The sequence below is a fragment of the Echinicola rosea genome (assembly GCF_005281475.1).
Classification (GTDB): Bacteria; Bacteroidota; Bacteroidia; order Cytophagales; family Cyclobacteriaceae; genus Echinicola; species Echinicola rosea.
This window is the reverse complement of sequence record NZ_CP040106.1, coordinates 3910404-3923585: the sequence shown is the minus strand read 5'-3', so window position 1 is coordinate 3923585 and position 13182 is coordinate 3910404. Positions and strand designations below refer to the sequence as shown.

Annotated in this window: 10 protein-coding genes; 7 read left to right on the top strand and 3 right to left on the bottom strand. The window is 44.8% G+C overall.

Annotation, left to right across the window (positions count from 1 at the left end; translation table 11 throughout):
• Window positions 1-52: 52 nt before the first annotated feature.
• Window positions 53-868 (bottom strand): 2,3,4,5-tetrahydropyridine-2,6-dicarboxylate N-succinyltransferase, encoded by an 816-nt coding sequence (locus tag FDP09_RS15515; RefSeq protein ID WP_137403544.1) that lies wholly within the window; start codon window positions 866-868, stop codon window positions 53-55.
• Between the two features lie 45 nt (window positions 869-913).
• On the opposite strand from FDP09_RS15515, the gene FDP09_RS15510 reads away from it, so the two are divergent.
• The 7 genes from FDP09_RS15510 (at window position 914) to FDP09_RS15480 (ending at window position 9050) form a co-directional block, all read left to right on the top strand.
• Entirely contained in the window at window positions 914-2023 is a 1110-nt protein-coding gene (locus FDP09_RS15510) for a glycosyltransferase family protein (protein WP_137403543.1), read from the top strand.
• Window positions 2024-2630: 607 nt separating this feature from the next.
• Complete coding sequence (locus tag FDP09_RS15505) at window positions 2631-3299, top strand: metal-dependent transcriptional regulator (protein WP_137403542.1); 669 nt, start codon at window positions 2631-2633, stop codon at window positions 3297-3299.
• Window positions 3296-4240 carry a metal ABC transporter solute-binding protein, Zn/Mn family gene (locus FDP09_RS15500; protein ID WP_137403541.1) on the top strand — a complete coding sequence of 315 codons (945 nt, stop codon included), beginning with the start codon at window positions 3296-3298 and terminating at the stop codon, window positions 4238-4240. The genes FDP09_RS15505 and FDP09_RS15500 overlap by 4 nt, the downstream gene beginning before the upstream one ends.
• Window positions 4209-4997 (top strand): metal ABC transporter ATP-binding protein, encoded by a 789-nt coding sequence (locus FDP09_RS15495; RefSeq protein ID WP_137403540.1) that lies wholly within the window; start codon window positions 4209-4211, stop codon window positions 4995-4997. Before FDP09_RS15500 ends, FDP09_RS15495 begins: the two co-directional genes overlap by 32 nt.
• Window position 4998: 1 nt before the next feature.
• On the top strand, window positions 4999-6291 hold the full coding sequence (locus FDP09_RS15490) for a metal ABC transporter permease (RefSeq protein WP_137403539.1): 1293 nt from the start codon (window positions 4999-5001) through the stop codon (window positions 6289-6291).
• Entirely contained in the window at window positions 6288-7181 is an 894-nt protein-coding gene (locus tag FDP09_RS15485; protein ID WP_137403538.1) for a metal ABC transporter permease, read from the top strand. Before FDP09_RS15490 ends, FDP09_RS15485 begins: the two co-directional genes overlap by 4 nt.
• A 228-nt stretch (window positions 7182-7409) precedes the next feature.
• Window positions 7410-9050, top strand: coding sequence for a DUF885 family protein (locus FDP09_RS15480; protein WP_229683450.1), 1641 nt, complete (start codon window positions 7410-7412; stop codon window positions 9048-9050).
• Between the two features lie 124 nt (window positions 9051-9174).
• Here FDP09_RS15480 and FDP09_RS15475 read toward each other — a convergent pair whose 3' ends face one another.
• Together FDP09_RS15475 and FDP09_RS15470 are read right to left on the bottom strand one after the other, a co-directional pair.
• On the bottom strand, window positions 9175-11406 hold the full coding sequence (locus tag FDP09_RS15475) for a S9 family peptidase (protein ID WP_137403537.1): 2232 nt from the start codon (window positions 11404-11406) through the stop codon (window positions 9175-9177).
• A gap of 169 nt (window positions 11407-11575) precedes the next feature.
• Window positions 11576-13177 carry a RagB/SusD family nutrient uptake outer membrane protein gene (locus FDP09_RS15470; protein ID WP_137403536.1) on the bottom strand — a complete coding sequence of 534 codons (1602 nt, stop codon included), beginning with the start codon at window positions 13175-13177 and terminating at the stop codon, window positions 11576-11578.
• Window positions 13178-13182: the final 5 nt, after the last annotated feature.

Below are 13182 nucleotides of genomic sequence, written 5' to 3'. Positions count from 1 at the left end.
GGTCGTGGGCATTTTTGATGATACCTGTCGTACATAAGTGGAAACCGGGAAGCTAGACCGCTACGTTATTTTCACGCAGTGCCTCGTTTAGTGAGGTTTTGCGATCTGTAGATTCCTTGCGCTGACCTATGATCAAAGCACATGGCACCTGATATTCTCCAGCGGCAAACTTTTTGGTAATGGATCCCGGGATCACTACCGACCTTGGAGGCACATATCCTCTGTATTCTTTGGGTTCGTCACCCGTTACGTCAATGATTTTGGAACTGGCTGTCAGTGTCACTCCGGCTCCGATAACGGCCTCTTTGCCCACTCGTACACCTTCTACGATAATCGCCCTTGATCCTACAAATGCGCCATCCTCTATGATCACTGGAGCAGCTTGTACCGGCTCCAATACCCCTCCAATACCAACACCACCACTTAGGTGCACATCTTTGCCAATCTGGGCACATGAACCTACTGTAGCCCAAGTATCCACCATCGTGCCACCGTCCACATATGCACCGATGTTCACGTATGAAGGCATCATCACTACACCTTTTGCAAGAAACGCGCCATAACGGGCCACGGCATGAGGAACCACACGGACTCCTTGTTTTGCGTAATCGGCTTTAAGGGCCATTTTATCATGAAATTCAAACGGTCCCACTTCTATGGTCCGCATTTTTTGAATGGGAAAATAAAGGATGACCGCTTTCTTTACCCAGTCATTTACCTGCCACTCGCCATTTTCCAATGGTTCGGCAACCCGGATTTTACCTTTGTCAAGGTCTTCGATGACCGTTTTGATGGCGATTTCAACATCCTTTTCCTTTAACAATTCCCGGTTTTCCCAGGCGTTTTCAATGATCGTCTTTAATTCCATAAATTTATATTAGATTCGCTCTAGTTAAGCACACCACGTGAATACATGAAAAAAACCAACATTGTCATCGCTTCCGTATTAAAGCCGCTTACCGATAGCAGGGCTTTTTACAAGCTGGCAATTTCACTTCGTGAAACAAATAAATACCACATTAACATCATAGGATTTTTAGAAAAAAATCCGCCAAAACTGGAAAATATTGAATTTATCTCAATCTTCGGAAAGGACAGGTTGCACCCTGCTCGGCTTTTAGTGCCTTTTCGTTTTTTTTCCCGGCTATGCCGCATACGACCAAAGTTGGTAATCGTCACCACGTATGAGTTGCTCTTGCCTGCACTGCTGCTGAAGCCTTTTATAGGATTTCGATTAATCTATGATTTGCAGGAAAATTACGCCAAAAACATCCTTCATAACCATACCGTAAGCCGATGGATCCGATACCCAGCGGCGGGGTATGTACAGCTTGTGGAAAAAATCGCCAGGCCATTCGTGGACCATTATTTTATGGCCGAGAGGTGTTATCCCTTGGAATTTCCCCGTATTCATAATTATTCGGTTTTGGAAAACAAGTACTATAAAAGTGCGGAGGACAGCCCCCCTTTTTATCTTCCTAAGTCCGGAATTAAATTTATCTTAACAGGAACACTTGCCAAGGCATATGGCACCGATATCGGCATCCAATGGTTCAACCGTATAAAGGCACACTTTCCTGATGCACAATTGCTCATCGTGGGCTATGCTCCGGTGGCTGACTTCAGGTCAAAGATCAGGGAGCTTTCTGCGGACTCACCTGGTATTGACCTCCGGATTAGTGATCGCCCCGTCCATCAACAAATGATATTTTCTGCTATGAAAGAGGCTGATGTGCTACTTTTGCCTTATCAACCTCTTCCCAGTATTTGGTCCAAGATCCCTTCCAAGATGTATGAAGCTTTGGCCATGAAAATTCCTATGATCATTCCAGAAAATCCCTTATGGACAGCTCTGATATCACCTTATCCTGCGGGCACTGCATTGGACTTTTCATTCCCCAGTCTGGAGCAGCTTCAGTCCTTGATCGATCGACAGCAATTTACCCGGCCAGTTGGTGAAGAGGTCACCTGGGAAAGCGAAAAGGGAAAGTTGCTGCGGCTTGTGGAAAACCTGACGAGCTAATTGTTCAACCCGGGACAATGTTCCCAAAATACGCTTAAGAGAAGTTTTTTCTGAAATTGACCGGTTGAATTTGGCATTTTTATTCCTTCACAAGCAACAGGAATCCCTGATCCAGCGCCACCATATTCTCAAAAGTGATTTCCCTGCTATTCTGAGTTATTTCCCACCCTCCGGTTTATACCTCTTTCGGGTATAACCATCTCCTAGTGTCAAGTCAATGCTTAAATGACGGGTAAGGGGATTGCTAATCCCGTTTCTTTCCAGTATTAATATTAAATCCCGGATACCAAAATCCCTTCTCCACATCTATTTTCTACTTATTACTTATCCACATTTTTGGAATGTGTAAACTACTATGCCTAATTTGGAAACTCCGTCCAGTTGGCCTAATGGATAAAATTAGGGTGTGTGAATAAGTCCGTTATGTATTGTTTTTCAATGTTTTATAACTATATTTAGACATAAACGTAATTTTTATTTAGTATATACTAAATCACTGATCACATATCAAAGTGACTTATCCACAGCTGTTTTAGTTTGTGATGAAATATTTTTTTAGAATTACCTAAAGTTTGTATATTTGCTTTCATAACTTTAGAGATAAGAAATGCCATCATTGACCTACGCAGAAGAGAATTACCTAAAAGCCATCTATCACTTATCGGATGATGGTAAGCACAATGTGTCCACCAACGACCTCTCCAAAGAGATGAAGACGAAGCCCGCTTCGGTAAGTGATATGCTCAGGAGGTTGTCCGATAAGGCGGTGATCAACTATCGGAAATATTATGGGGTGACCATCACTGAGGAAGGCAAAAAGTCAGCATTACAGATTATTCGCAAGCACCGCCTCTGGGAGGTGTTCTTGGTGGAGAAACTGATGTTTAGCTGGGATGAAGTCCACGAGGTAGCCGAGGAGTTGGAGCACATTAAGTCCAACCTGCTGATCCAGCGCTTGGATGATTTCTTGGGCAATCCAAAATATGACCCTCATGGTGATCCTATTCCAGATGAATACGGCGATGTAAAAGCACGTCCTCGAATGCCATTGAACGAACTTCAAATGAATGATGGTGGACAGATCGTAGCGGTCAAGGATAGCAGTGCGGCTTTTCTCCGGTATTTGGATAAAGTAGGTGCTTATATCGGTGCCCGGATCAAGATTCTCGACAAAGTGGAATTTGATGGCTCATTGGAAATATTAGTGGACAATAAAAAGACCTTATTTATGTCAAAAGACGTAGCTGCAAACATCTTAATCATTCAGACTTCATGAGGACACGGTTTTGGCTTTTCGTCGGTCTCGCTTTGCTAAGTAGTTGTAAATTTGAAAATGGCGAGGACAGGGGCAAGTTTCGCATTACTGCCACCACCAATATCATGGCCGATGGCGTGAGGGCACTGGTCGGTGACAGTGCTGTCGTGACCCCGATCATGGCAGTTGGCGTAGATCCGCACCTATACAAAGCCTCCCAGCGAGATCTGGACTTGTTGTTTGAAGCCGATTTGGTGGTTTATCATGGCTTGCACCTAGAAGGCAAAATGGTAGAAGTGCTGCATAAATTTTCCCGGACACATCCTGTCGTCAATGTAGGGGCAACGCTCCCCCCTACTCTATTGATTGCAAGTCCGGATTATGCTAATACTGTGGATCCCCACATTTGGTTTGATGTGCACCTTTGGAGCATTGCCATGCGCAATCTAAAGGATGAAATCATAAAGAGAAAACCAGCGTGGAAATCTTATGTCAATGCGAACTGGGCAAAGTTCAAGGCCCAACTTGATGAGCTTGACCAATATAGCACTCAAAAGATCAAATCCATCACCAATCAAGGACAGGTGCTGATCACTGCACACGATGCCTTTTCTTACTTTGGGAAGGCCTACCAAATTGAGGTGAAAGGGCTCCAAGGACTTTCCACTCTGAGTGAACCGGGACTGAACGACGTATCCAGTTTAGTCAGTTTTATTATAGAAAAAGATATCAAAGCCATATTTGTAGAGCAATCCATTTCTCCTCGGGCCATTAAAGCGGTGGTGGAAGGATGTAAGCGGAAAGGACATCAAGTAACACTTGCAGGTCCATTATACACCGATAGCCTAGGAGACCCCAACGGCCCTGCGGGGACCTATGTGGGCATGGTAAAGACCAATGTGGATGAGATTGTAAATAACCTGAACCAGCATGATACAACAAATAGAGCATCCGGTAGTTGAGGTACATGACCTGATGGTCAGTTATGGTCAAAATCCTGTACTATGGAACATCGACCTTACCTTGCCATCAGGCGCCCTGATTGGGATCCTAGGTCCCAATGGTGCCGGAAAATCAACACTTATCAAAGCCATCATGGGGCTTGTCGAAGCCAATAGCGGTTACTCGAGATTGTTTGACCAGGAGTTAAACAAAGTCAGAAACAGGGTAAGTTATGTCCCTCAGCGTGAGTCCGTAGATTGGGACTTTCCTGCCTCTGCTTTGGACATTGTCATGATGGGGACCTATCACCATTTGGGATTGTTCAAAAGGCCTGGAAAGAAGGAGAAGGAACTTGCCTTGGAGTGTTTGGACAAAGTAAACATGAAGGCATTCGCCAAGCGGCAGATCAGTGAGCTATCCGGTGGCCAACAACAGCGGGTATTTATCGCTCGGGCTTTGGCACAGCAAGCGGATATTTATTTTATGGATGAGCCATTTGCCGGTGTGGACATGAGCACGGAAAAAGCCCTGGTGGAGCTGTTCAGGGAAATGGCTGGCAGTGGTAAAACAGTAATCGTCGTCCACCATGACATCTACTCAGCCGGCACCTATTTCGACTGGCTTATCATGCTCAATATGCACTTGGTAGCCTCTGGCCCCACCAAGGAAGTGCTTACCGAGGAGCTACTGACCAAAACCTATGGTGGTAAGTTATCCACACTTACCGATATTGGAGAAGTGATCAAAAAAAGTGATTTCAACCCTTTAAAGAGCTGATATGGAGGAATTCATCTATTTCTTTTCTTTTCAGGATCCCAACGTCCTCATGGTCGTCACAGGAATTGTTTTGCTTTCCGTGAGTGCTGCGATGGTGGGAACATTTACCTTTTTGGACAAAAAGGCACTGGTGGGAGATGCCATTTCACATGCCGTGTTGCCGGGGGTTTGTTTGGCCTTTATGCTTTCGGGCAGCAAGAATCCCTATTGGATCGTTTCCGGGGCATTCGTTACGGGTGCTTTGTCCACTTATACCATTACTTGGGTATCCAACGCCACCAAACTCAAGGAAGATACCGTCATCGCTTCGGTGTTGTCGATATTCTTTGGTGTGGGGATCGTGATGATGACCCAGCTCCAGCAAAGCGGAAATGCTTCCCTTTCAGGCTTGGATCATTTTATCTTTGGCAATGCGATTTCCATTGTCGGCCAAGACTTGTGGGTCTATGGCTTTTTGGCATTGGCCATCATCATGGTCATCTTGTTTTTTTATAAGGAATTCCAACTAATGGTTTTCAACCGTTCTTTTGCAGATAGTATTGGACTCCCGGTCAAGCGACTTGAATTTTTGTTTAATTCACTAATGGTGATGGCAGTGGTTACCGGTATTCAGGCCATTGGTGTCGTGCTTATGGCTGCCTTGCTGATCACTCCTGCTGCTGCCGCAAAATTTTGGACCAACCGTTTAAGCCTGATGTTGTTGATCGCAGTAATTTTTTCAGTGATCTCAGGAATTGTAGGAGCCTATATTTCATTTGTGCTACCCCACATGCCCACAGGTCCATGGGTGGTCATGGTACTTTCCCTAATCGCCTTTTTGTCCTTCTTCTTTTCTACCAAAAAAGGCATTCTGACCAAGTGGATTGCCAAGAGAAATTACCAGCGCAAGATCCACCGTGATCATATTCTTAAAGCCCTTTTTGCCGCTAATGAACAAGGCAAGGATGGCCTATCTTGTGGTGAAATTTATGCTAATTTTCCCGGAAAAAGCTTCCGGACACAATACGCCATAAAAAAGTTGGGTAATGAAGGTTATTTATCTGATAATCAATCTAATATATCGCTTACAGAAAAAGGGATCAAAGAAGCAGGAAGGATTGTCAGGCTTCACAGGCTTTGGGAGTTATACATGACCGAGTATATGAATATAGCCCCTGACCATGTGCACGACAGTGCCGAAAAACTGGAACATATCATTACCCCAGAACTGGAAAGGCAATTGGACAAAAACCTGAACTATCCACAAGAAGATCCACATCAATCCATTATTCCACGAGACAAAGATCAATCATGAGTTTTGACCCTAATGCATTTCTTATTATTCTGACTGGATCCATGATAGCCATTTCATGTGGGGTGCTAGGTGTGTTTCTGATGCTCCGCAAAATGGCCATGACAGGAGACGCTATTTCCCATGCCGTACTGCCTGGAATCGTCATTGCTTTTTTAGTATCGGGCAGCAGGCATGGGTTGACGATGGTCATTGGTGCCGGATTGGTGGGGATCATAGCGACTGTCTTTATCGAATACCTGAGCAATAAGGTGAAATTACAATCAGACGCATCGATTGGTATTACCTTTACTTCACTTTTTGCGATCGGCATCATCATGATCACTTTTTTGGCAAATGAGATTGACCTTGACCAGGACTGTGTGCTGTATGGTGAGATTGCTTATGTGCCCATTGATTTGTGGATTACTGGTGCCGGTAAAATTATGGGGCCAAGGGTCACCTATCTTTCCCTGGTCAACATGGCTTTGGTAATTGGGTTTATTGCATTGTTTTTCAAAGAGTTAAAGATCAGCACCTTTGATAAAGAATTCGCCGCTACGATTGGCTTAAGTACAGTTGGGGTGAATTATGGCTTGATGGGCATGGTGTCTTATACGACGGTCAGTTCTTTTGAGGCAGTGGGTGCTATTTTGGTGGTCGCACTGATGGTAGTGCCGCCTGCCACGGCATATCTATGGACTAAAAACCTCTATAGACTGATACAATTGACCATAATCATGGGGATTGTTATTTCCTTCTTGGGCTATTACTTAGCTTACTTCCTGAACAGTTCCATCGCTGGGGCCATGGCCACTGTAGCGGGTTTTTTCTTTTTTACCACAGTCATCCTGAAGCACAAGCAGCTTCCAGGAATCAGGAAAAAAATAGAAACCATTGGACAGAAGGCCTAACGGGGCTTATGGATATAAGGCTAATAATTTGATGCAGCGACTGTTGTATGTTTTTTTATTGTACCAAATTAATGATTGTCAATACTATATCAACCTAATGGAAGCTTAATAGGTTAATTTTTCATAATATAACAGCGGAAAACCAACGCATTATCAAAACCTTTCAAATCACCATTACCCATGATAAAATCAATTTTAGCTAGCCTATTCTTTTTGATAGTGCCTATAATGGCACAATCCAGTGAACTTTATGAACCCATCAAGACCTTTCAGGCAGACCGGTCTGCATTAAGCAGAAAATACTCCAATCCGCTTACCGAAGAGTATTTTGAACGGTTTGGAAGGCTTTATGGAGATTGGCTTAAGAAAGTACAGCAGTTGGATTACGCAGCACTTAGTGAAGATGGAAAAATCGATTATCTCGCTTTCAAGAATTACCTGCAAAAGCAGCAGTTTTTTCACGAAAAAGCATTTGCAGCCTATCAAGAAGTGGCAGATGTAAAGGATTTTGCAAAGGATTTGGAGGCATTTTATATTTTCAGGAGAAGTGCCCAAAAACCAGATGCCAAGGCCATCGCCAAGCAGTTTACCACCGCCGAGAAAGCAGTCCAATCGAAACTGGGGCAACTTCAGGAGCAAGCTCCCTATACCAGTTGGCAAAAGGCAGATTTGGCCGCTGAGATCATCAAAGAGCTTAAAGCCACCATGGAAGAAGCCTACCTGTTTTACTATGATTATGATCCTGATTTTACATGGTGGGTAAAGAAGCCTTGGGAGCAATTGGCGGCTGCTCTGGAAGACTATGAGAAAGCACTAAAGGCCCACTATGAAAATACCATTGTCAAGGATGACGGCAGTGGTATCATCGGAAAGCCCATTGGTGCGGAAGCGATTAAAAAAGAACTTGAGTTTGAATTGATTCCCTATACCGCCCAAGAGCTTATCGATGAAGCCGAGCGGCAATTTGCCTATTGTGAAAAGGAAATGTTGAAAGCAAGTCAGGAACTTGGGTATGGAGAGGACTGGAAAGCCGCATTGGAGCACGTGAAAAACACCTATGTCCCTGCCGGTGAATGGCCCGGTGACGTCTATGACCTTGCCGTGGAAGCCACAGAATACGTAGAAAAGCATGACCTGATCACCATTCCTGATCTAGCCAAGGAAACCTGGCGAACCAAAATGATGAGTCCTGAAGCCCAAAGAGTCAATCCTTTTTTTCTGGGGGGAGAGGCGATCATCATCTCCTACCCTACCAGTTCCATGACCGAAGCTGAAAAACTCATGAGCATGCGTGGTAACAACCCGCACTTTAGCCGAGCCACTGTTCAGCATGAGATCATTCCGGGCCACCACCTGCAAGGTTTTATGAACCAGCGTCACAAGCCTTACCGAAGGATGTTCTATACACCTTTTTGGATTGAGGGATGGGCATTGTACTGGGAACTAAACCTTTGGGATAAAAACTTTCCTAGAAATGCAGCAGATAAAGTGGGCATGCTTTTTTGGCGTATGCACCGATGTGCACGGATCATCTTTTCGCTCAATTACCACTTAGGGAACATGACCCCGCAGGAATGCATTGATTTCCTTGTGGATAAAGTAGGCCACGAATACGCCAATGCCGAAGCTGAGGTGCGTAGATCCTTCGAAGGGAATTATGGTCCCCTTTACCAAATAGCCTACATGGTCGGTGGGTTGCAGTTTTATGCCCTCAAGGCCGAGATGGTGGATAATGGCAATTTGACAGAAAAGGAATTCCATGACTTCATCATGACGCAAAATACCCTTCCCATCGAACTGATTCGTGCACGGATCAAAGGAGAAACCCTATCTAAAGACCATCGCACAAGCTGGAGGTTTTTAGACTAAAATATGACAAAAATAAAATAGCCAGTGCGGAGTATTAACTTCCGCACTGGCTATTTTTTAAGGTTACAAACAATGGATTCCCGACAGGCCCTCCCTTTGACTATATAATTAATCCCTGCTGGATTTAATCAAAAGCTGTCCAAGCTGGTGGATCCACTCCCAAGAGGTTTTCTACAAAGAAATCCCTCCTCTTATGTTCCCCATACGCTCCACCCGAACTATGTCCCATACCAGGAACCATGAGAAATTCAAAATCCTTATCGTGCTTGATCAGCTGGTCAACTAACTGATACGTTGAAGATGGATCTACATTGTCGTCCACTTCGCCTACGATGAGCATGAGTTTTCCTTCAAGACGATGTGCATTGACCACATTGGAGCATTCTTCGTAGTGCTTTCCTATGGGATACCCCATCCACTGTTCGTTCCACCATATCTTGTCCATCCTATTGTCATGGCAACCGCAGGAAGATACACCCACTTTATAAAAATCGGGATGAAACAACAAGGCTCCTGTCGAACTCTGTCCACCTGCCGACGTACCAAAAATGCCTACTTTATCCACATCCATGTATGGCCTGGTTTGGGCGGCTGCCTGTATCCACCGGATCCGGTCCGGAAATCCAGCATCTTTTAAGTTTTTCCAGCAGACATCATGAAAGGCCTTGCTGCGATTGGAGGTCCCCATGCCGTCAATTTGAACTACGATAAAACCCAGTTCCGCTAGTTCTTGGAGTCCTCGATAATTGGGCGCAAAGGATTTTGGGACGAAGGAACTGTGTGGACCAGCATAAATGTATTCCACGATGGGGTAGCTTTTATTGGGATCAAAGTTCGTTGGCTTGATGATAAGTCCCCAAATATCCGTCGATCCATCCCTACCCTTGGCAGCGAACACTTCAGGTGCTTTCCACCCCGCACGTTCTAACCTGTCAATATCCGCTGTTTCTAATTCCATGACAGTTTTTCCTGTAGATAGTGACTTTATATGGCTGACCGGTGGTAAATCCTGCCGGGAAAAGTTATCCACAAAATAATTATTGTCCGAAGAAAGGGTGACCTGATGGTGGGCATTTTCTGTGGTTAGCTGCATTACCTTGCCTCCATCCAAACTTACTTTGCACAGGTGAAGGTGGTAAGGATCCTCATTTTCTGATCGACCACTGGCCAAAAAATATACCAAGCGCTCCTTTTCATCCACTTTCAGTACATCCCTGACCACCCACTCTCCGCTGGTGATTTGCCGGTTTACGTTTCCGGTATTTCCATCATATAAATATAAATGCCTCCATCCATCCCGTTCAGAAGCCCAAAGGATTTGCTGACCGTCGTTCAGGTCTTTTCGGAATTTCTTTCCTGAATAGTCGATAAATGTATCACTACTTTCTTCAATAATAGTGCGAACTATTCCATTTTCAGCCTCTATTTCTACTACCCGATAAACTTGATGGCCACGCTGATTATATTCAAAAGTAAATGCGCGGCTGTCTTCCCGCCAACGAATTCCCGTGAGGGTAAACTGATTGGGGATGAGCTGTTGGTTCACTTCATGGTTTTGACCATTGGTCAAATTTATAAGGACGGGAGTTTTCTGGGGCAATGCATCGCCAGGTTTTGGGTAATCCCTGGTTTCTACCTTAGGTTGTAGCTGATCATCAGGAGAGGAGCTGATCAGGGTCAACTGCCGCACTTCAGTGGGCCTTACCTTGACGGCGGCCAGCTTTTCACCATCCGGAGACCACTGCAAATGCGCTGCGTAGTAAAGTCCCGGAGCACCATCATAGGTCAGTTGTGTGACATCGTCAGTAGAAAAATCCTTGATCCAAACATTATGTTCCTGAATAAATGCATGTCTGCTGCTATCTGGAGAGGGTACAGGATCTCCATTTCTGTCATCCCAGCGGTTTCCCCAATAACCATTTTCGCGCTTTTTTATGGGCTCCTTCTGACTAAGTGTTTCCGTTACCAGGTTATATTCCCAATGATAATCTTTTGCTACGAACGTCAAAAGCTCTGCATCCTCCTTGACTACCACTTTACTGATGGGCAATGCATATGGTTTTATGGACACTTCAAGGATTTTGGACAGTTGATCTGCCATTTTTTCTTGGTCAAAGAGCGATGCCTTTTGTTTGTTTTTGACATTCACTTTTTTATATACCTGCCCTTTTTCTGTTTTCATCACATACCAAAGCATCTCCTTATCATCGACCCATTCAAAATGTGCAGGGGCATGGTAAACTTCCTCAAAGGCTTTTTTGATGCTATCTGCCCGTTGATAATCAGCCAAGGTGCCTTGCGCAAGGATGTATGAACTGACAAACATAAAACACGCTAGGATAAAAGTTCTTTTCATTTGTTATGGTTTTAGGTTCGATATTAATTATTCATGCCATGGCACTATGCCATGGCATGAATGGTATTGAAGTAATGCAAATATCCAATCCAAAAAGGAAACGAACGTTGCGCTCTTCCAGTTGTTGTACACTCGATAGTTTGTTTATCCTATCCAGTGCTTACATCGATTAATTCGCATACCCCGGATTTTGTGTCAAATTGGGGTTTTTATTGATCTCATCATTAGGAATCGGAAATATGGTCCTGGTTTCAGCTTGCGAATGGGGACTGTGGTTAAACCAGCTTTTGGTTTGAAATACACCAAAGCGAATGAGGTCCTGTCTGCGGTGTGCCTCAGCGGCAAATTCCCAGCCCAATTCATCCAGCAGCCTTCCATATGGGATATCAGCGCCACCCGTGCCTTCTACTGATCCATCCTCATTTTGAATACCATAGGTATAGCTACTACCTTGCATCAATTCAGTTCCGGTCACTTGGGCCTTGGAAGGATCGGTATCCCTGAAGGCCCTTTCCCGCACTTGGGTCACCAAGTTGGCGGCTTCATCCGCACTTCCCGTGCGCAGAAGTGCTTCGGCTTTCATCAACAGCACATCTGCATATCGAAACATGGGGTAGTCATTGTCCAAGGCCCCCGTGGCTCCCTGTTTAATGGCATACTTTCCTATTCGAAAACCGTCATTGGAGGCGGTACCATCCATGCTGGGGACTTCTTTTTGGTAGTCGATGACCATTTCACCTGTGGATGCACTGTACTGCGGCCCCATGATCCAAGTATCGTCAAGTCTCCCGTCTTCTGGATCATAGGTATCGATAAATTGCGGCACAGCGCAATTTCCTCCCCACGGTCCGGCTTGCATGTCATACACAAACCTACTGAGGGGATCCAATGTTTTCATGTGGACGATATTACCGGTTCCGTATATTTCATCATAAGGCACCGCAAAAATGATCTCTGGTGAAGTATGGTTTTCCCAATTGAAGACATCGGAATAATTGTCGTCCAATTCGTATCCTCCATTCCCATTGATCACGGCATCACATGCCGCGATGCATTTTTCCCATTCAGGGTTCCCGGTATAAACTTCTGCATTGAGGTATATTTTGGCCAAAAGCGTCTGTACGCCCCATTTGTTCAACTGCCCGTAAGTGGAATTCGCATCTTCGCTGAGCAATGGCATGGCTTCCTGAAGTTCACTCACCACAAAGTCATACACTTCCTGTCGGCTTTTCTGCTCGGGTAAGGAAACATCCTTAAAGTCCGTCACAATGGGCACATTACCATGATTGTCCAATAGTAAATAATAGGCAAATGCTCTCGTAGCGCGTAATTCGGCGATCACCGCTTCCCTTCCATCGGTAATGGGGATTTCGCCCTCATCAATTTGCGATATCACCCGATTGGCAGTGGTGATACTGCGATAGGCAGTTTGCCAGATATTGGTGGGCTGCCACTGCAAAGAGGTCCAATTGTGCTGGTGCATCCGAAGATAGGTTCCTCCATCGTACCAACCATTTGGCCGGGCCGGAGTAATGATGCAATCAGCCGATTCTTCTTGGGTATCCAGATATCCCTGCCATCCCATCATCAAGCCTCTAAAAGATCCATATACGGGGGCAATGATCGAAGGAATATCTTTTTCAGTGGGCTGAAAATTGCTGGCCACTACTTCTGAATACACTTCCTCGTCCAAATCCAAGCAGGAATATAAGCCTGTAGATAAAATTCCAGCGGTCAGAATATACTGGAATGTTTTATAGGTAAATTTCATATTAG

Coding starts and splice junctions, on each gene's coding strand:
- FDP09_RS15490 (WP_137403539.1), top strand. CDS start 4,999: ATGGAGGAATTCATCTATTTCTTTTCTTTTCAGGATCCCAACGTCCTC.
- FDP09_RS15500 (WP_137403541.1), top strand. CDS start 3,296: ATGAGGACACGGTTTTGGCTTTTCGTCGGTCTCGCTTTGCTAAGTAGT.
- FDP09_RS15515 (WP_137403544.1), bottom strand. CDS start 868: ATGGAATTAAAGACGATCATTGAAAACGCCTGGGAAAACCGGGAATTG.
- FDP09_RS15480 (WP_229683450.1), top strand. CDS start 7,410: ATGGCACAATCCAGTGAACTTTATGAACCCATCAAGACCTTTCAGGCA.
- FDP09_RS15470 (WP_137403536.1), bottom strand. CDS start 13,177: ATGAAATTTACCTATAAAACATTCCAGTATATTCTGACCGCTGGAATT.
- FDP09_RS15495 (WP_137403540.1), top strand. CDS start 4,209: ATGATACAACAAATAGAGCATCCGGTAGTTGAGGTACATGACCTGATG.
- FDP09_RS15510 (WP_137403543.1), top strand. CDS start 914: ATGAAAAAAACCAACATTGTCATCGCTTCCGTATTAAAGCCGCTTACC.
- FDP09_RS15505 (WP_137403542.1), top strand. CDS start 2,631: ATGCCATCATTGACCTACGCAGAAGAGAATTACCTAAAAGCCATCTAT.
- FDP09_RS15485 (WP_137403538.1), top strand. CDS start 6,288: ATGAGTTTTGACCCTAATGCATTTCTTATTATTCTGACTGGATCCATG.
- FDP09_RS15475 (WP_137403537.1), bottom strand. CDS start 11,406: ATGAAAAGAACTTTTATCCTAGCGTGTTTTATGTTTGTCAGTTCATAC.